Origin of the sequence: Pluralibacter sp. (assembly GCF_019237635.1) — a bacterium.
GTDB lineage: Bacteria > Pseudomonadota > Gammaproteobacteria > Enterobacterales > Enterobacteriaceae > Enterobacter_B.
Genome location: NZ_JAFAGS010000184.1, coordinates 39,122 through 58,176, shown reverse-complemented (window position 1 = coordinate 58,176; position 19,055 = coordinate 39,122). Strand labels below are relative to the sequence as shown.

At 52.6% G+C, this 19,055-nt stretch carries 14 protein-coding genes; all 14 read left to right on the top strand.

What is annotated here, in order from left to right; genetic code table 11:
• The first annotated feature begins 3 nt into the window (after nt 1–3).
• The 14 genes from JO226_RS22045 (at nt 4) to tssA (ending at nt 19,047) form a co-directional block, all read left to right on the top strand.
• Nucleotides 4–1,728: an OmpA family protein gene (locus tag JO226_RS22045; RefSeq protein ID WP_296407474.1), complete on the top strand. Its 1,725-nt coding sequence runs from the start codon at nt 4–6 to the stop codon at nt 1,726–1,728.
• Nucleotides 1,729–1,732: 4 nt separating this feature from the next.
• Complete coding sequence (gene hcp, locus JO226_RS22040; protein WP_126356469.1) at nt 1,733–2,224, top strand: type VI secretion system effector Hcp; 492 nt, start codon at nt 1,733–1,735, stop codon at nt 2,222–2,224.
• Nucleotides 2,225–2,385: 161 nt separating this feature from the next.
• Nucleotides 2,386–5,025, top strand: a complete 2,640-nt coding sequence (tssH, locus tag JO226_RS22035; RefSeq protein ID WP_296407466.1) for a type VI secretion system ATPase TssH — start codon at nt 2,386–2,388, stop codon at nt 5,023–5,025.
• Nucleotides 5,018–5,572: a type IV secretion protein Rhs gene (locus JO226_RS22030; RefSeq protein WP_296407464.1), complete on the top strand. Its 555-nt coding sequence runs from the start codon at nt 5,018–5,020 to the stop codon at nt 5,570–5,572. Before tssH ends, JO226_RS22030 begins: the two co-directional genes overlap by 8 nt.
• Entirely contained in the window at nt 5,566–6,030 is a 465-nt protein-coding gene (locus tag JO226_RS22025; protein ID WP_296407461.1) for a putative T6SS immunity periplasmic lipoprotein, read from the top strand. Before JO226_RS22030 ends, JO226_RS22025 begins: the two co-directional genes overlap by 7 nt.
• 16 nt (nt 6,031–6,046) lie before the next feature.
• Nucleotides 6,047–6,256 carry a hypothetical protein gene (locus JO226_RS22020; protein WP_296407458.1) on the top strand — a complete coding sequence of 70 codons (210 nt, stop codon included), beginning with the start codon at nt 6,047–6,049 and terminating at the stop codon, nt 6,254–6,256.
• Nucleotides 6,257–6,334: 78 nt separating this feature from the next.
• Nucleotides 6,335–8,875, top strand: coding sequence for a type VI secretion system Vgr family protein (locus JO226_RS22015; RefSeq protein WP_296407457.1), 2,541 nt, complete (start codon nt 6,335–6,337; stop codon nt 8,873–8,875).
• Complete coding sequence (locus JO226_RS22010; protein ID WP_296407454.1) at nt 8,876–10,813, top strand: lipase family protein; 1,938 nt, start codon at nt 8,876–8,878, stop codon at nt 10,811–10,813.
• Nucleotides 10,806–11,564 (top strand): hypothetical protein, encoded by a 759-nt coding sequence (locus JO226_RS22005; RefSeq protein ID WP_296407452.1) that lies wholly within the window; start codon nt 10,806–10,808, stop codon nt 11,562–11,564. The genes JO226_RS22010 and JO226_RS22005 overlap by 8 nt, the downstream gene beginning before the upstream one ends.
• Nucleotides 11,565–11,693: 129 nt before the next feature.
• Nucleotides 11,694–12,461: a hypothetical protein gene (locus JO226_RS22000; protein ID WP_296407450.1), complete on the top strand. Its 768-nt coding sequence runs from the start codon at nt 11,694–11,696 to the stop codon at nt 12,459–12,461.
• 160 nt (nt 12,462–12,621) lie between these two features.
• A complete protein-coding gene (locus JO226_RS21995) occupies nt 12,622–12,888 on the top strand; it encodes a PAAR domain-containing protein (protein WP_296407448.1) in 267 nt (88 codons plus the stop codon).
• A gap of 3 nt (nt 12,889–12,891) precedes the next feature.
• Entirely contained in the window at nt 12,892–14,052 is a 1,161-nt protein-coding gene (locus JO226_RS21990) for a hypothetical protein (protein WP_296407447.1), read from the top strand.
• A complete protein-coding gene (locus JO226_RS21985) occupies nt 14,039–17,452 on the top strand; it encodes an ImcF-related family protein (RefSeq protein ID WP_296407445.1) in 3,414 nt (1,137 codons plus the stop codon). The genes JO226_RS21990 and JO226_RS21985 overlap by 14 nt, the downstream gene beginning before the upstream one ends.
• Nucleotides 17,452–19,047 carry a type VI secretion system protein TssA gene (tssA, locus tag JO226_RS21980; protein WP_296407443.1) on the top strand — a complete coding sequence of 532 codons (1,596 nt, stop codon included), beginning with the start codon at nt 17,452–17,454 and terminating at the stop codon, nt 19,045–19,047. Before JO226_RS21985 ends, tssA begins: the two co-directional genes overlap by 1 nt.
• Nucleotides 19,048–19,055 lie beyond the last annotated feature (8 nt).

Sequence of the window (19,055 nt, the reverse complement as noted above, 5' to 3'; positions counted from 1 at the left end):
GCGATGCGGGATGCGTACCGAAGTCTGTTAACTGTCCTGGGTGCCGTACTGGCGCTGTGGCTCATCCTGGGATTCTGGCCATTGTCCACAGGCAGCCGTGTGGCTCTCAGTCTGCTGGTTGTTCTGGTGTCCGGGGTGATGTTCTGGTGTCAGCGTCGGGCTTCGCAGGCGCGGGCGACCGCTGTCCGGGACATTGTGGATGAAAACCTGCCGCCGGAAGATTTTCAGGGGGCGGTTATCCTCGTCTGTGGCGACAACACTCCGCTGTTCGTGTCCGGTTCCCGTCACCGGGAAACCCGGCAGGGCTGGTATCTGTGGGTGAAGGATGCGGAACAGCTGCCCCTCTTTGCGCAGCACCTGAGCCTGGTGCGCCCGGCGCTGGTGTCGCAAATCTCGGTCATGCTGGCGGTGGTGCCTGAGCTACACACATCCGGTGATGATTTTACCCAGTCCCTGCGGGGCTGGCAGCGTGCTGTCGTTCAGTGCCGTGCGGCATTCGGCACGATCCCTCCGCTGTGGACTGTGACCTGGGTATCGCCACCAGTGGCCTGCGCGGAGGAAGAGCCCGTCTGGTTTACCACGGTAAGCCAGCGGAGCGGTATTCAGGTGTATCAGCCCGGCCAGGGCAATGTGTCACTGACGGAGTGGACCCGGGAGACCGGATCAGATGATCGTCTTTCGCGTCTGAGTCAGGGCCTGTGGCTGGACAGTCTGCTTGCCTGGCAGAACAGCGCGGTGAATGACCTGCTGTCGGTACGGCAAGGCGAACTGCCGGTGATGAAGCCCTGTGTACAGGGTATGTGCATGGTGCCGGTAAGCGGTATCGCAGGCAATCTCTGGCAACAACACATCACCTCCGTGACGGCGCTGCCACCGGATGCCGTTTTGACCACAGGTACACTGCCGCTGCCTGAACTGCTGCTGCCGGCGTTACCGCGCAGACGTGGCGTGAGCCGCAGAATGGTGTTCTGGCGTTACGCCGGATTATTGGGCGGGATTTTCCTGGCACTCGCCATGCTGGCCTCCTGGATGAACAACCAGCGCCTTATCCGTAATGTTGGCGATCACCTTGCGTTATATCACCAACTGACGGGTAAGCCTGTGGCACCGAAACTGCGTGCGCAGCAGCGTCTGCGGGCCGATGGCGCATTACTTGACGACTGGCAGCGTCGCGGGGAGCCACTGCGTTATCGCCTGGGTCTGTATCAGGGACTGCGCCTGGTTCCGCCCGTTGAGGCCGCAGTCAGTGACTGGGCACCTCCGTCACCGCCTCCGCCGATCATTAAGAAAATCATTCAGGGTCCGAAAACCATTCGCCTCGACAGCATGTCGCTGTTCGATTCGGGTAAATCGGCGCTGAAAGCCGGGTCCACCAAAATGCTGGTGAACTCGCTGGTCGGCGTTAAAGCGAAACCGGGCTGGCTGATTGTCGTGTCCGGCCATACCGATAACACCGGTAACCCGAAACTGAATCAGACGCTGTCCCTGAAGCGTGCCGAATCGGTACGTAACTGGATGCGTGATACCGGCGATGTGCCGGAGAGCTGTTTTGCGGTGCAGGGCTATGGCGAAAGCCGCCCAATCGCAACCAATGATACGGCGGATGGCCGTGTGCTTAACCGCCGTGTCGAAATCAGTCTGGTACCGCAGGCCGATGCCTGTCAGATACCGGGCAACACCCAGGCGTCATCGCAGGATGATGGCGCATCACAACACAATGGAGAGTAATTCCATGGCAATTCCTGTTTATCTTTGGCTGAAAGACGACGGCGGCGCGGACATCAAAGGGTCTGTGGACGTTCAGGATCGTGACGGCAGCATTGAGGTGGTGGCGCAGGAGCATAACCTGTATATCCCGACCGATAACAACACCGGCAAGCTGACCGGTACCCGTATCCACACACCGTTCCTGTTCACCAAGGAAATCGACTCGTCCAGCCCGTACCTGTACAAGGCGGTGACCACCGGTCAGACCCTGAAGTCTGCGGAATTCAAGTGGTACAAAATCAACGACGCGGGTCAGGAAGTGGAGTACTTCAACACGAAGCTTGAGAACGTGAAAGTGGTGAAAGTGAATCCTGTGATGCACGACATCAAGGATCCTTCTTTCGAGAAGCATAACCACCTTGAGCAGATCGAACTGCGCTACGAAAAAATCACCTGGACCTACAAAGACGGCAACATCATTCATTCCGATTCCTGGAACGAACGCGCCACCGCGTAAGACCGACAGCGGGCAGCTCATCCTGCCCGCTTTTTTGCTTTTCACAGCGCCTGCCTCGCGGACGTTCTGCAAAGCAATCACATTTTTATCAGTACTGACCTTATGGGCATCGGTTAACGGCCAGGGGCGGTAGCGTGTCAAAAAGAGAGGGAATGAAATTCATGGAAAATCCAGCTGTTCTGTTACGTCGCCTGAATCCTTACTGCGCCCGCGCACTGGAAGGCGCGGCCTCCCTGTGTCAGACCCGCGCCCATGCGGAAATCCAGCCTGAGCACTGGCTGCTGAAACTGCTGGAACAGGGAGAAGGTGACCTGACGGTGCTGGCTCGCCGCTATGAATGGGATATGGATGCGCTCTGGCAGGACTTGCTGGCGTGGCTCGACAATCTGCCACGCTCGGTGCGCAGCCGTCCGCAGCTCTCTGACAACATTCAGAGCCTGCTGCAGGAAGCCTGGCTGCTGGCTTCTCTCAATGGTGAAGAACACATCCGCGGCGTACATCTGCTGATGGCGCTGGTCGATAAACCAAAACTGCTGCGTTGTGACGGTCTGTGGCCGATGCTGACCTTGGCACAAAGCCAGCTGGAGCGTCTGCGTCCGTTGCTGGATGCTCAGTCAGACGAACGTCCGGAAGTGCAGCAGGAAGCTGAACTGGCACAGAGCCATGGCGGGGAAGTGGAGTTTGTCGGGCGTCCGAACGGCGCGGAGATAAAAGAGGGCGAACTCAGCCCGGCGCTGCAGAACGCGCTGGATAAGTTCACTCTCGACGTCACCGCCAAAGCGAAGGAAGGTAAAATCGACCCGGTGTTTGGTCGCGACACTGAAATCCGTCAGATGGTGGATATTCTCTCCCGCCGCCGCAAGAACAACCCGATTCTTGTCGGTGAGCCGGGCGTAGGGAAAACTGCACTGGTGGAAGGTCTTGCATTACGTATCGCTGAGGGCAACGTGCCGGAATCCCTCAGGCCTGTTGTTTTGCGCACCCTCGACCTCGGTCTGCTGCAGGCGGGGGCGGGCGTGAAAGGGGAATTCGAACAGCGCCTTAAAAACGTGATTGATGCCGTGCAGCAGTCTCCTGTCCCCATTCTGCTGTTTATCGACGAAGTGCACACCATTATCGGTGCGGGTAATTCAGCCGGGGGCGCGGATGCGGCTAACCTGCTGAAACCGGCGCTGGCGCGTGGCGAACTGCGCACCATCGCCGCCACCACCTGGTCCGAATACAAACAATATTTCGAACGTGATGCGGCTCTTGAGCGCCGCTTCCAGCGGGTGTTAGTGGACGAGCCGGACGATGAGACCGCCTGCCTGATGCTCAGGGGCCTGAAATCCCGCTACGCCGAACATCATGGCGTGCATATCACTGACGATGCGGTACGTGCTGCCGTCACGCTGTCGCGCCGTTATCTGACCGGGCGTCAGTTGCCGGACAAAGCGGTCGATTTGCTCGACACCGCCGCTGCCCGCGTGCGTATGAGCCTCGATACCGTACCCGAACAGTTGACCCGCATCCGCTCGCAGATTACCTCCCTTGAAATGGAGAAGCAGGCGCTGCTGGAAGATATTGCCGTTAGCAATCAGAGCCACGGCGAACGCCTGAGCGGGATTGAACAGGAGGAGGTACGCCTGATAGTCGAACTCGATGAACTGGAATCCCGGTATGGTCAGGAGCTGAAACTCACTGAACAGTTACTGGAATGCCGCCAGAACATCTCTCGGCAGAGTGAGACTCACGCGCTGCAACAGGAGCTGAACGGCATGCAGGACGGCAACCCATTGCTCTCCGTTGATGTGGATGTACGCACCGTCGCCACTGTCATTGCCGACTGGACGGGTGTGCCGCTGTCTTCCCTGATGAAAGATGAACAGACCGAACTGCTGATTCTGGAAAACGAAATCGGCAAACGGGTTGTGGGTCAGGAAGTGGCGCTTGCAGCCATTGCTCAGCGTCTGCGTGCGGCGAAAACCGGCCTCACTTCCGAGAACGGTCCGCAGGGCGTGTTCCTGCTGGTCGGCCCGAGCGGCGTGGGTAAAACCGAGACCGCGCTGGCGCTGGCCGATGTAATGTACGGTGGTGAAAAATCCCTTATCACGATTAACCTCTCGGAATACCAGGAGCCGCACACGGTGTCGCAGCTGAAAGGTTCACCGCCGGGTTACGTTGGTTATGGCCAGGGCGGCATTCTCACCGAAGCGGTACGCAAGCGTCCGTACAGCGTGGTGCTGCTCGATGAAGTGGAGAAAGCGCACCGCGACGTGATGAATCTGTTCTATCAGGTGTTCGACCGCGGCTTCATGCGCGACGGCGAAGGACGTGAAATCGACTTCCGTAACACCGTTATTCTGATGACCTCCAACCTCGGCAGCGACCACCTGATGCAGCTGCTCGATGAGCAGCCGGAAGCCACTGAAGCCGACCTGCACGAACTGCTGCGCCCGATCCTGCGTGACCATTTCCAGCCGGCGCTGCTGGCGCGCTTCCAGACGGTGATTTATCGCCCGCTGGCGGAAGCCGCGATGCGCACTATCGTGGAAATGAAGCTCGCTCAGGTGAGCAAGCGCCTGCATCGTCATTACGGCTTGTCCACGAATATTGGAGAGAGTCTCTACGATGCACTCACTGCTGCCTGCCTGCTTCCGGATACCGGTGCGCGTAATGTTGACAGTCTTCTCAATCAGCAAATCCTGCCGGTGCTGAGCCAGCAGCTGCTCGCCCATATGGCGGAGAAGCAGAAACCACACTCCCTGACGCTTGGCTGGAATGAAGGAAAGGGAATTGGGCTGGAGTTTACACATGGATGATGAAACGCAGGATGGGTTCAGAATCAAAGAGGGTGGTGTCAGACTACTCACAGCGGGGGAAATACAGCTGGCGCAATCCGTTTTTTTATCCACTATTGATTATTCGAAAGTATGGATCCACAGAGAAAGTTATCTCCCTTTCAATTTACAGGATAACAATACGGCGATGACCCCGAACGGGGAGATCTATTTTCGCGATCAATACTGCGATGATTTTTCCCAGACGACAGACGATCTTCAACATATGTTCATCCATGAAATGGGGCATGTTTGGCAACGTGAAAAAGGGATGAATGTAATCTTCAGAGGATTGGTGAGCTGGATGGTGAGCTATCACTATATACTTGATGGTCGTCTCTTAAGTGAATATTCGATGGAGCAACAGGCACAGATTATTGCAGATAATTTTACGTTGCAAGCGCAGGGATATAAGATATGGCATCGATTATGGGGCGGTAAATATCCAACTATTACTCTGGATGGTGATACTACTGAATCAGTAATACGTGAACAATACAAAATTGCGTTACGGGGGTTCCCATGGTGAAAGTGTTTGGTTTTGGTATGTTTTTCCCTGTTGTTTTTTCTGGTTTGTGTCTGGTGATTTTAACCGGATGCCCAGGCCAGGGAGATAGGTTTATCCCCCATGAAAGCACTTCTGTTAGTAAACAGGGAAAAAACGTATGTTTTAACATTACAGATGCTCAGGATTATCAACCTGCTGATATAGGAATAAATCCGCGCGGAACTCCCTCGAAGGAAAAGGACTTTGATTTTTCCCCTGAACTTACGATCGTTGATGGGAAATTATGTATTCCTCCTTCTTTTTATTACTTCCCTGATAATGGGGTGTTTATTGTTGAATATATATTAATTTCAAAGAAACATGATGAGCCACGGAAGTTTGTTGTCGGCGTGGGGATAAATCATGGGGTGGTTTACAATGTTCCATTGACCGATCGTGAAATTGCAAGACCGTATGGTTCAATTAAAGTTTCTAAATAGTGCACGATATAACGTCATGAAGATTTTTATCTTTTTAGCTTTAGTGGTGGCGGGAGTGCTGTTTCTTCCGGATACGTATTTTTACACAATCGTTAAGCGCTTTATCCCCATCACTGGCGAAGGCGAATACGGCATGAACAATTTTGAAATGACCATGCTGCTAATTAAAGCTCTTCTCTGCGCCCTCGGGGCTGGAGCTGTAATCACGCTTTTACGTACTCGCTGAGTACCCCTGATTAAACCTGTTACTTGCCCGCCGGCAAGAAAGTCATGGACAGCAGGTTATCCCATGGAGTCAATAATCATGAGTCTGACAGATACGCTTAAGAACACCCTGTCTGCACTAACTGAAGGCGGGCTAAACCGCTACCGCCTGGATATTCCGTCCTGCACGGCAGATATCGATGTGGAGAATTTCAGCGGTAAGGAGTTCATGAGTGAGCTTTATTACTACCAGGTTATCTTTACCAGCGGCGATCAGAATATCAGTTCAGCACAACTGTTGACAAAGCCTGCCACGCTGACCATGGGAACAGGGCCACTGATGGGGCTGACCGGGCAGAAAGTGGTGCATGGTGTGGTGACGCATTTTAAGCGTATCAGTGGCTCACGTGACCAGGCGACGTACCAGATTATTATTGAGCCTTTCCTGTCTCTGCTGCGAAAACAATTCCGTACCCACCGCTTTTTTGTCAATAAATCGGTACCGGAAGTTGTCGCCGAGGTGCTGCAGGAGCATGGTCTGAAAGGCTGGGAGTATGAGTTCACTCTCAAAGCTGACTATCCGAAGCGCGAACAGATTAACCAGTACAAGGAAAATGACCTCGCCTTCATTGAGCGTCTGCTGGCTGAGGTGGGGATTTTCTACTTCTTTACCCTGCAACCCGACACCCAGACTGAAGTGGTGCATTTCGCAGACAAGCAGAGCGCATGGACGTTCGGTAAGTCTCTGCCACTCAGCAGCCCGTCAGGGATGAATGATAATGCTGCGGATTCGGTGTGGGGTGTTAACGTCAGGCAGAACGTGGTTGAGCGCTCTGTCATCGCCAGTGATTACAATCACCGTGAAGCACAGAACATCCTGACGTCTGTACCGGCAGATATGACCCGTGGTGACGGTGATGGTGTTACCTACGGTGAGGTATATCACTACCTGCCGCGTCATCTTGAACGTGGTGACAAAATAACGCCGACGGCGGAAACCGGTAACTTCTGGGCGCGCCTTGAACACGAGCGTTTTCTGTCCGGACAGACGACTATCAGCGGGTGCAGCAATGATGCCCTGCTTTCTCCGGCCCAGGTGCTGACCATCAGTGAACGTGTCGTACCACCGACACTGCCATCAGAAACGGACAACGGCATCATCATTACCCGCACGGGCTATATGGCCAGTCGTAAAGATGCCCTGATAGTGATGTGGGAGGGGATGCCGTACTACGAGAACCGTTGCTGGCGTCCTGCCGCTAAAAAGCGCCCGGTGGTCAGCGGTACCCTGATGGCCCGCGTCACCAGCGCCAAGGATAACGACATCTACGCCTGGCAGGATGCGTCCGGCATGTACCGGGTTAAATTTGATGCCGACCGCGACGACAAACGTCAGGGCATGGAAAGTATGCCGGTGCGCTTCGCCAAGCCTTACGGTGGTGACAAATACGGCTTCCACTTCCCGCTGATACAGGGTACTGAAGTTGCCATTGCGTTCCATGAAGGCGATCCTGATCGTCCGTATATAGCTCACGCCCTCCACGACTCTCGTCACGTTGATCACGTCACTGAAGCCAACAGCACGCGCAACGTCATTCGCACAGCTGGCCTGAACAAGCTGCGGATGGAGGACAAGCGCGGCGAAGAGCACATTAAGCTCAGTACAGAGTACGGGGGCAAGACGCAGCTTAATCTTGGACATAATGTCAATGCATCCAGAATGTTACGTGGGGAAGGGGCAGAACTGCGAACGAATGACTGGATAAGTGTTCGCGGTGGAAAAGGCGTTCTGCTTACTGCGGATGCCCAGCCTGACGTTGGCAGTAAAATGCTTGAAATGGACAGGGCAGTGGAGCAACTCACGCAAGCACTGACACTGGCAAGAAGCCTGCAGGCGGCGGTGAAAGGCGCGAAGGCTACGGTATCCGATATCGATAGCCAAAAAACACTTAACGACTCACTGAAGTATCTGAACATGCCAGGAATGCTGGCCAGTGCACCTGCCGGTATAGGCATTCTCAGTCCTGAAACTGTTCGTATGGCTTCAGGCGGATCGAGCATTGGTCTGATGTCCGGGAAAAACACGGATATCAGCACCGGGCAATCGTTCACTGTAGCGGCAAGCGAGGCTGTAAGTTTGTTTGCTCAGGCTGCAGGAATGAAAATGTATGCCGGGGCAGGGAAGGTTGATATTCAGGCGCAGGCGGATGCCATGAATGTCTCGGCGCTACAGGACATCACCATCACCAGTGGTCAGGGAAGTGTAAAGGTGAATGCCAGCCAGGAGCTGGTTTTAAGTTGCGGGGGCGCTTATATAAAGCTTAGCGGCGGGAATATTGAACTGGGATGCCCGGGGAATATTTTACTGAAAGCCGCGAATGTCAATCAGACCGGACCTGCCAGTTTAGATACACCACCTGTGACTTTTCCTAAAGGGTACAGCGAAGGGTTTACCACAACGTCATCAGCCAGTGGGGCAGTCAAGCCCTTCACCACATATAAAATTACGACTGCTGAAGGGGACGTTTATGAGGGCATTTCTGGTGCAGATGGAAAGACATCTCCAATATTTACGTCTATGCCATCGCAGTTAAAAATTGAATATCCGCGAAACATTGCCGATAGCCAGGAGGGCGAATAAATGACTACAGCTGTATCCTCACTCTGCCGTAAAAATCCCCATGCTCCATGTGACGAACAAATGCCTTACTGGGTCGAGTTTCAATTGGTTGATGAGCAGGGCGATCCGGTGGCAAATATGCCATGGACTGTGGAAAGTGCTCATCCTGACTCCGGCCCTGTTGATAACTTTACGCATTCTGGCCAAAGCGATGCGAATGGGCTTATTCGTATTGATATGCCGCATGGACTTGAACTGAGGTTGACGTTAGATGGTAATCAACTGACAAAGGAAATGGAAAAGCGCTCTCTTCGCGTTGGTAGGGATGCTATAAAAGATTCGATTGTTCGCCCAAAAGCAGAGGGAAATGGTTATGTATGGCACTACGCTGTCGTAGGTGAGTTATGCCATGGAAAACCTGATTTGCAGTTAAGAGATGGGGAGGAGTTGCCCTTATTTCATTTTCCAATCAGTAGTTCATTTCAGGGTGTTAAGGTCAGAACAAATGAGCTTGAAAAACGCCATGTGATCGAAATTTGCCCATTTAGAGCCTGGGAGTTAGTGCTCCATCACCAAAATAATTACTCTATGGCAAATGCCATTAATTTAGGATTGGCCTCAGATTTAGCCTATGATGATATAGATATCATCACGAAGTATTTTATTAATAAATGCCAGGACCTATCGACGATACCATCCCGGAAAATAGGCAAATCGGCTATTAATGCTTTAGTTGTCGATGTTCCTTATAGCGATAGATATGTTTTTCCTGTCGGTTTTGATTCAGCCAAAGCAGAACAACCTGAAGGTGATACACAGTTTTACTATGTGTACAATAAAACTAAGGTCATAGTGGCTTGGCGTGGAACAGCTAGTATGACCGATGGTATAACTGATGCTTCATTTAGACCAGTTGATGCAGAGAGTTGTAATGAAAAAGTTGAATGCACCTCACTGGTTCCAGCAGGCAAAGTTCACACAGGTTTTTGGGAGGGGTATCGTGTCATGGATAAACTTTTCCATGAAAAACTGGAATTACTTAATGACTTGGCTGAAAATTTAGATTTGTATATTTGTGGACATAGCCTAGGTGGCTCTTTGGCTCTAATTCATTCGGCAAAACTAAAGAATAGTAATCCACTGCTTTATACATATGGTATGCCAAGAACGTTCACTAAAAATGCTGTAGATGCATTATCAAGTATTATTCATTACCGGCATGTAAACGATCAAGATCCAGTACCATCAGTTCCACCTGAGGCCGATCTGGATAATCAGTTATATAAATTATGGGGGCCGTTGGGGACAACACTTGGTTTTTTATGGTCTGTCGTTGAGCTTACCGCCTGGCAAATCGTTGAGTGGGGCGACTGCTTTTGGCATCATGGAAACACGGTCGCATTTTTAACCACTACTCAAAGCAGAAAGTGGCAACAATGTAGCATAGAGCTTCCTTACCCAAGAAATTGCATGACCATTCAGGCAAGACTTCCTGAAAAAGTTAAACTCTATCTTGTACCTTCCTTGGCACTTCAGGAAGCTAAACAATCCGGGCAAGATCAAAAAGCTTTTAAAGCTACGCTTACCAAGGAAGATCTTAAAGAGTTTTTCCCTGAAGGTATGAACCCAAATAGAGGTCTGCCTGCTAATGTTGGAAATCATCTCCTGACATCATATATGCCCTATATAAATAATAAATTACTAGGGTTAGCTTATGAAAAAGGGTTGAGCGATGGAAAGACCTTCACTGAACATACGGATAAAGTAGCCTCCTTTGAATTACAAATGGATCACTATTCAGGTGAGATTCCTAAGAATGAGTTTGACAGGAATAAAAAATTTCTTTCACTCGAGGGGTTACTAAAAAACTCGCTTAACTCAACCGTCTCAGCCGCATCCGGACCTGATGCTGTAAGAAGATTTGGCCATTATGGAGAAGAGGACATAGAAAATGTATAAGAGATTTAATTTATTCATCTTACTTCAGGCTGTTTTTTTGCTAAATGGATGTGCTCAGGCAACTGACAGAACATTATCACCGCCATCGGATACTGAATGGGTAGATGTACAGATAAAAAACCCTTCGCCGTATACAAAGCCTTTTCCTCTTGAAGTGTTGTACGTATCAGCAACGTGCAAGCGTGAATTGATGAGTATGCGCGATGGTCAACATTATGAGAAGATGGGATATAACCCAGTAAAAATCCCACTTCAGAAGCACAATGATTCAGATATTTGGGTCGCAAAAATAGCAAAAGATGGCGGCGGTAAGTGTAACTGGAAATTGAGTGAGTTCAATTTGGGTATTGAATATGTTGATGCTACCCACCTTGGGAAGGGTTTAGTTCCAGGAACTGCGGTTGGTGCAACAATTGCGTTTGATGACAATGCAACGAAAAATGGTCTTTTTAAGACAGTACATGGCGATATTACTTTGTCTCCAAAATATTATCCATATATAAGAGTGCGAAAATTAAACTCCACTGAAACTAGCCTATCTTTATTGGGAGAACAGAATTTTATTTCCTTACGAGGAGATGCAACCACTAAAGTGAGTTTTATTCCCTCTCTAGATGAAACGAAAGTAACTCGATATATCGGTGTGGAAAAAAAGGAACCAGGCGCGCATGCTAAGATAATTTATCCAGACGGAAGTGTGGCATCAGAAGGCACGATTATACCTGACTTTAATAAAATTAATGCGAAGTGATTATTGGCTTTTTTTGAACGTGACGCAGGTTAAGGGTATATCACTCTATTCGCGGGGTGTATCGTTTTTGTTCCACTCGGAGTTGATGCTCTTAATAAGTTAGTTCTTTTTGTGAAGAGGACATAGAAAATGTATAAGAGCTTTAATTTATTTATATTACTTCAGATCGCTTTTTTGCTAAATGGATGTGCTCAGGCAACTGACAGAACATTATCACCGCCATCGGATACTGAATGGGTAGATGTGCAGATAAAAAACCCTTCACCGTATACAAAGCCTTTTCCTCTTGAGGTGTTGTACGTATCAACGACGTGCAAGCGTGAATTGATGAGCATGCGAGATGGCCAGCATTATGAGAAAGTGGGACTTAATCCAATAAAAATACCTCTTCAGGAAAAGAACTCATCCGGTGTATGGATTGCAAAAATAGCAAAAGATGGCGGCGGTAAGTGCAACTGGAAACTGAGTGAGTTCAATTTGGGTATTGAATATGTTGATGCTACCCACCTCGGGAAGGGTTTAGTTCCAGGAACAGCCGTTGGTGCTACAATTGCATTTGATGACAATGCAACAAAAAATGGTCGATTTAAGATATTTGACGGATCTGAGCTTACTTTATCTCCTGCATACTATCCTTTAATTGATAGTAATAAAGATATAAATGTGAATGATACTTTGAATTTATTTGGACAGGATGATTTCATGCAAATAAAGATGGTTTCTCCTGCCCAAACTATTCAGGTGATATTTAAACCAACTCTTGATGAATCTAAGCTTGTTAAAATGATTGCTCCAAAAGAGCATAAAGTTGGAGCGTTTTATAAAATTATCTATCCGGATGGCTCGGTTGTGTCCGACGGAACAACTCACCCTGATGTAAATAAGTTAAAGGATTAATTTATGTGTAAGGGACTAAATCAATTATCCCTCTATACTTTAATATTCTTTATTGTTAGTTGTGTCAGTGCAGATGAACGAATATTATCGCCATCATCCGAGATTCCTGGTTTTAATAAAATCAATGCAAAGTAACTACTAATAAATATAGGTGTTTATTATGTCCAATGGCATCGTTTTGCTCGGTGATAAAACTTCTCACGGCGGAAAGGTGATCTCCGCCTCTTCCAGTATTACTGTCGACGGAAAAAAAGCCGCATTAGTTGGTGATATGGTTAGTTGCCCGGTAGAAGGGCATGGAACTAATCCTATCGTGGAAGGATCACCGCACCGGACATTTAATGGTCGCGCTGTTGTCGTCGATGGCTGCAAATGTCAGTGTGGTTGTACTGTAATTTCAAGTGCTCAGAACAGCACAGTAGGATAATCAATGGGCTGGGAAAGGACGAAAGCAACAACAATGGAGTTGCCTCGTGAGCCATCTTTTACGGGATGGCTGTTGGCAGGCGGTGTTGCCGCGGTTGTGGGTATTTTGCTGTTTATTCTGCATGCGTCAGACATGGTTAAGGCACTAGCTGCATTCAATATCTGGTGGCTGGCATCCAGCCCGGTTCTTGGTTGGTTTTTCCTGTTTTGTCTACGGGGGTGGCTGTGGGGCAGAACAGTCAATGAACATCAGTTTTTGCAGAAGGAAGCTGAATACGGACAGCAACAGTGGGAAGCCTGGGCTGGACGCTATCTGGCCGTACTTGGAAGCAGCATACTGCTACCTTCTGGGGTGACCTCTGATGCCATTGCTAAATCAGATGCTGCAGATGCACCGCAATTTCTTTCACTGACCAGCCATTTTGATGCTCAATCGGCGGCTTCCACTTCCTTGCTCGAACTGGGTCTGGCTGGTGTACAAAACGCGATCGCGATGTTGCCTGCGACAGTGCCGTTCAACGTTACCATTGTGAGCGACTTAACTTCGCCGGACTTCGAAACTCAGTTTCGTGAATCATGGGGAAGAATTTACCCTGGTCGTGCGCTAACAGGTTCGGTTTCGTTTTGTAAAACCCTTTCTTTTGCCTGGTTCGAAGAGCGCCTTACAAATCCCGTTTTCGATATTGATTTGATCCTGATATTGCAGAATCAGGGTGCTGAACAGTATTCCGATGCACTCGCGACCATGATACTTACCAGCGATGATGTTGCTGAAAAATATCAACTTCCCCATTCTGCCCGTATTCTGCGACCGATGCCGCTGGACATGCCAAATTTCAAGGCTGATATGGGTTTGTTCCTCGAAACACAAACGATCGCCTGTCAGACGTCAAACGTGTTTTGTGATTACGGGCACTGGAATGACTGGTTTGCTGATCTAATGACAGCGTCTCAATCACATCTGACACCGTGGGTGCCCCAGGAAATTGATGTACTGGAAAAATATAACGGTATTCCTGGAGCCGGGAGTGCGTGGCTTTTAGCCACATTACTGTCTGACATCGTGTACGTCAGCAGCAAACCTGTTTTAGGGCTGTTTACCTCAGGTACTGATCGTTTTGTCAGTACTGTTACCTCAGGGAGTGGAAATAATGATGCCGGGTAGTACATGGAGCAGAGGGGGGCTTGCCGGCATAATAGCCTGCATCTCAGCGATTATAGTGGCCTTGATCCTTCATTTTGGTCCCTCGTATGGCCTTGATACCCGACTGAAGCAAGTGCTTGCATTTGCTTCCGTATGGATAGTCTTGCTGATTGTTTTCTATACCCCGTTTATGTCCCGATTTATGCGGGAAAAGTATCACCGCTGGCGAGAACAGAAGAACAATGCGTTGCCTTCTGATGAATCAAGAGTTGCCCGGACTCCGCCACGCAACGTCACCGTTGATACCATCCGCCTCGCCATGTGCAACCTCTACGGTCGGCGCTGGGGCCGTAAAACGCGCATTTTGCTGATAACTGGCACCGCTGCTGAAGTGGAGCAACTGACCCCGGGTCTGACGGGCCAGCTCTGGCAGGAAGACCGTGGCACACTGTTGTTGTGGGGCGGTGATCTCAATACCCCAGCCGACAGTGCCTGGCTGACCGCGCTGCGCAAACTGCGCCGCCGTCCGGTGGATGGGCTGGTGTGGGTTACCTCGGCCTTTGATCAGCTCTCAGCACCTGGGCTGGAGCCGGCGATGCCGGTACCGTCTGAAAGCACTATGGATTCCCTGTCTCATGCCATCAGCGCGCGTATGGAAACGCTTGGCTGGCAGCTCCCGCTGTATGTCTGGTCCCTGCACCCGCGCGCCGGTAAGCCGGAAGGTCGCATTACGCAGGCGACCGGCTGTCTGCTGCCTGCCGGTTGTCGTACCGAAGGGCTGGCAGAACAACTCACCGCCCTGGCACCAGATTTGACCTCACAGGGCCTGCAGCAGACCTGCGGTGAAGTAAAACATAACTTCCTGCTGACGCTTGCCGACCAGCTCATCCGAGAACCGGAGAGCGTGACCGTGCCATTGTCGGTGATGCTCAATCCGTACCGCCCGCTGCCGCTGGCGGGTGTGGTGTTCAGCCAGCCTTCTGCTGGTGCTGAACGTGCCGTAGCGCATCACTGGGGCATGGACAAGCGCTGGGATGTCTTGCCTGAATCAGTGCGCGCGCTTCCTGCCGGACTGCGTCCGCGCAAACCGGGCATTCCATGGCGTAAGGTGACAGCGTCTGTTGTCGCCCTGGCGATGGTGGGCTGGGCGGTGTGGATGAGCATCGCGTATGTCACCAACCGCAGCCAGATTGCTGGCGCGAATACGCAGGCATCTCTTGCCGCCCGACAGAATCAGCCGCTGGAGCAGCGTCTGCATGCGCTGTCTGAACTTCAGAAAACGCTGGCCCGTCTGCAGTACCGCGCTGAGCATGGTGTGCCATGGTATGAGCAGGCCGGGCTGAGTCAGAACAACGCCCTGCTGGCCGCGCTCTGGCCTCGCTATCAGGACAGTGCACAGCCGTTGTTGCGGGATGCCGCCGCAGACCATCTGCAGAAGCAGGTCAGCGCCTTTAACGCGCTGCCACCGGGTAGCCCGCTGCGTGAACAGATGGCAAAAAACACTTATGACCAACTCAAAGTCTACCTGATGCTGGCCCGCCCGGAACACATGGACGCGGCCTGGTTCAGTTCTGCGCTGCTGCACGACTGGCCAAAGCGTGATGGCGTGAAAGACGGCGTCTGGCAAGGGATTGCTCCGTCACTGCTGTCGTTCTATGGCGCTCAGCTGGTTGTGCACCCTGAGTGGAAGTTACGTGCCGATGAGAGCATGGTCAGCCAGGCGCGCTCTTTGCTGGTCCGCCTGATGGGCGTGCGCAACAGTGAATCGACCCTCTACCAGAAAATACTTTCTCAGGTGGCCCATCTGTATGCGGATATGCGTCTGGAAGACATGACCGGCGATACCGACGCTTCCCGCCTGTTCAGTACCACCGAAATCGTACCGGGGATGTTTACCCGACAGGCCTGGGAGCAGGCGGTCCAGCCCGCGATTGAGAAAGTGGTGAAAGCGCGCCGGGACGAACTCGACTGGGTGCTCACGGACAGTAAGCGTCAGGTGAATAAACAGGATGAAACCTCCCCTGAGGCCCTGGAAAAGCGCCTGACGGAGCGTTACTTTGCTGACTTTGGCGGGGCCTGGCTGGAGTTTTTGAACAGCCTGCGGCTTCGCCGGGCCGCGACGCTGTCGGATTCCATTGACCAGTTGACCCTGATGGCCGACGTGCGTCAGTCACCTCTGGTGGCGCTGATGAATACCCTGAATGTGCAGGGGCGCACTGGACAGACTGGTGAAGCGATTTCCGACTCCCTGGTGAAATCGGCCAAAAACCTGCTCGGTGGTGACAACAAGGATGCCATTGACCAGAGCGCCGGTGTTCACGGCCCGCTGGATGCGACCTTTGGTCCGGTGCTGGCGCTGATGGACAAAAACCGCACGGGAGCACAGGAGCAAAGTCTGCAGTCGTTCCTGACCCGTGTGACGCAGGTGCGTTTGCGCCTGCAGCAGGTGACCAATGCTGCCGACCCGCAGGCCATGACCCAGACCATCGCTCAGACCGTATTCCAGGGCAAAGCCGTGGACCTGACCGAAACCCGTGACTACGGCAGCCTGATTGCCGCCGGTCTGGGCCAGGAGTGGAGCGGCTTTGGGCGGACGGTGTTTGTGAATCCGATGGAGCAGGCCTGGCAGCAGGTGCTGACCCCGGCGGCCGACAGCCTCAATGCCCAGTGGCAGCAGGCAGTCGTTGCCGAGTGGAACAGTGCCTTTGGGGGGCGCTATCCGTTTAACAATGCCAGCAGTGATGTTTCTCTGCCTCTGCTGGCGAAGTACCTTAACGCAGACTCCGGGCGTATTGCGCAGTTCCTGCAAAACCGCCTCAAAGGCGTGCTGCACAAAGAAGGCAACCACTGGGTGCCGGACAGCATCAACTCGCAGGGGCTGGCGTTTAACCCGGCATTCCTCAATGCCATCAACACCCTGAGCCATATCTCGGATGTGGCCTTCACGGAAGGCAATGCCGGGATGAACTTCGAGCTGCGACCGGGCACCGCCGATGGTGTGATGCAGACCGATATGATTATCGACAGCCAGAAGCTGACTTATATGAACCAGCTGCCGGTGTGGAAGCGCTTCACCTGGCCTGCAGATACCGAAGCACCCGGCGCGAACCTGAGCTGGATTAGCACGCAGGCGGGCACCCGTCAGTACGCGGATATTCCTGGTAGCTGGGGTCTGATACGCCTGCTCGATAAAGCCAGCGTGAAAGCGTATCCGGGCGTGGGAAGCAGTTACAGCCTGAGCTGGAAGGCCCCGGATGGCCGCATGCTCAATTATACCCTGCGTACCGAAGCGGGTGAGGGGCCGCTGGCGCTGCTGAAGTTGCGCAATTTCCGCCTGCCGGAGACCATCTTCAGCACGACCGGTGTTACAGCATCAGGTCAGGTCACCAGCGCGACCAGTGATGCAGAGGAGGTCTACTGATGAGCACGCTGAACACGTTACTGAGTACCTGTCAGACTGAGCCGGTGCCACTGCTTGCGGCTACCCGTGAGCGCGTGGCGCAGTGGGATAACTGGCTGCAGCCGCTGTCCGGCCCCTCGCCCGCTGGCGAAGACCCGGGCTATGACGATGATTTCCAGCAGATACGCGAGGAAATTAATAAGCTCTCTGGTGCAAACACAGAGCTTATTTGCCAGCATGCAGAAAAGATTTTAACCACCGTTGCCAAAGATATCCGTGTGGCAACCTGGTACTGCTGGGCCAAACTGCATCGCGAAGGTGAGCAGGGGCTGGCTGAAGGTCTGGAACTGCTGGCCGGTCTGCTGGAGCGCTTTGGTACACAGCTACACCCACAACGAGACCGCAGCCGCAAGGCGGCGCTGGAATGGCTGGCCGGTTCGCGTATGACTGACTCCCTTTCCCTGTACCCTGAGGTGGTCAGGATCGATGCGATGCGAACCACCGGGGCGTTGTTGCTGATAGCGCAGCTTATCGAATATGAGCCGGATGAAACCCGTCCTGAGCTGAATGCGCTGTATGGTGCGCTGGAAAGCCGTCTGCAGAAAGCGGGTGGCGTGGATGCGGTCGTACCGCAGAATGCCAGCACCAGCGAAGCACGTTCCACAGCTGGCCACAGTGATGCTCCCTCAATCGGGCGTATCACCTCTGGCCAGGATTTGCTGTCACAGGCCCGTACGCTCAGTGAATACCTGCGTGAGCAGCCAGATGGCTGGCTGTCAGCCCACCATCTGATGAAAAGCCTGCGTCATGACACCCTGCGGGCCATTCCGGCACCGGATGCGCAGGGGCGTACACGCATCGAGCCGCCGAGGGCGGATCAACGCGCGTTACTCAAACGCCTGTACCTGCAGCAGAACTGGGCTGAGATGCTGGAAACAGCGGACAGCACCTTCTCCCGTGGCGCTAATCATTTGTGGCTGGATTTGCAGTGGTATATCCACCAGGCCCTGACGAAATCAGGCCAGGACACCCTGGCTGGCATCATTGCTGCCGACCTGAAAGGACTGCTGACCCGTCTGTCCGGCCTTGAAACGCTGGCGTTCAGTGATGGCACCCCCTTTGCGGATGAAGTGACGCTGAACTGGATCCAGCAGAGCGTACTGGATACGGTTGGCGGGTGGGGCAACGACACGCCATCCGCTCCGGTAACCGTCGGTAACGATGACATTCTGGCGCTGGAGTCGGAAGCCGTGGCGTTTGCCGACAGTGAAGGCCCGGATGCCGCGCTGGGCTGGTTACAGACCCGACCGGGTATGACCACCGATCGTCAGAAGTGGCTCTTGCGCCTGTTGATGGGCCGCATTGCTGAGCAGTACGGTAAAAATGACCTGGCGGTGCACCTGTTTGCAGAGCTGGGTGAGCGTGCTCGTGAGGTGACCCTCAGTGACTGGGAGCCTGAGCTGTTGTTCGAGGTACAGGCCCGCCATCTGAAACTCCTGCGCCTGAAAGCCGGCCGCAGTGAGGCTGATAGGACCCGCCTTACACCGGTAATGGACCAGTTACTTGCCGGGTTGATCGCCGTCGATCCAGCTCGTGCCGCCGTGCTTTGCGGTTAAATCCACAG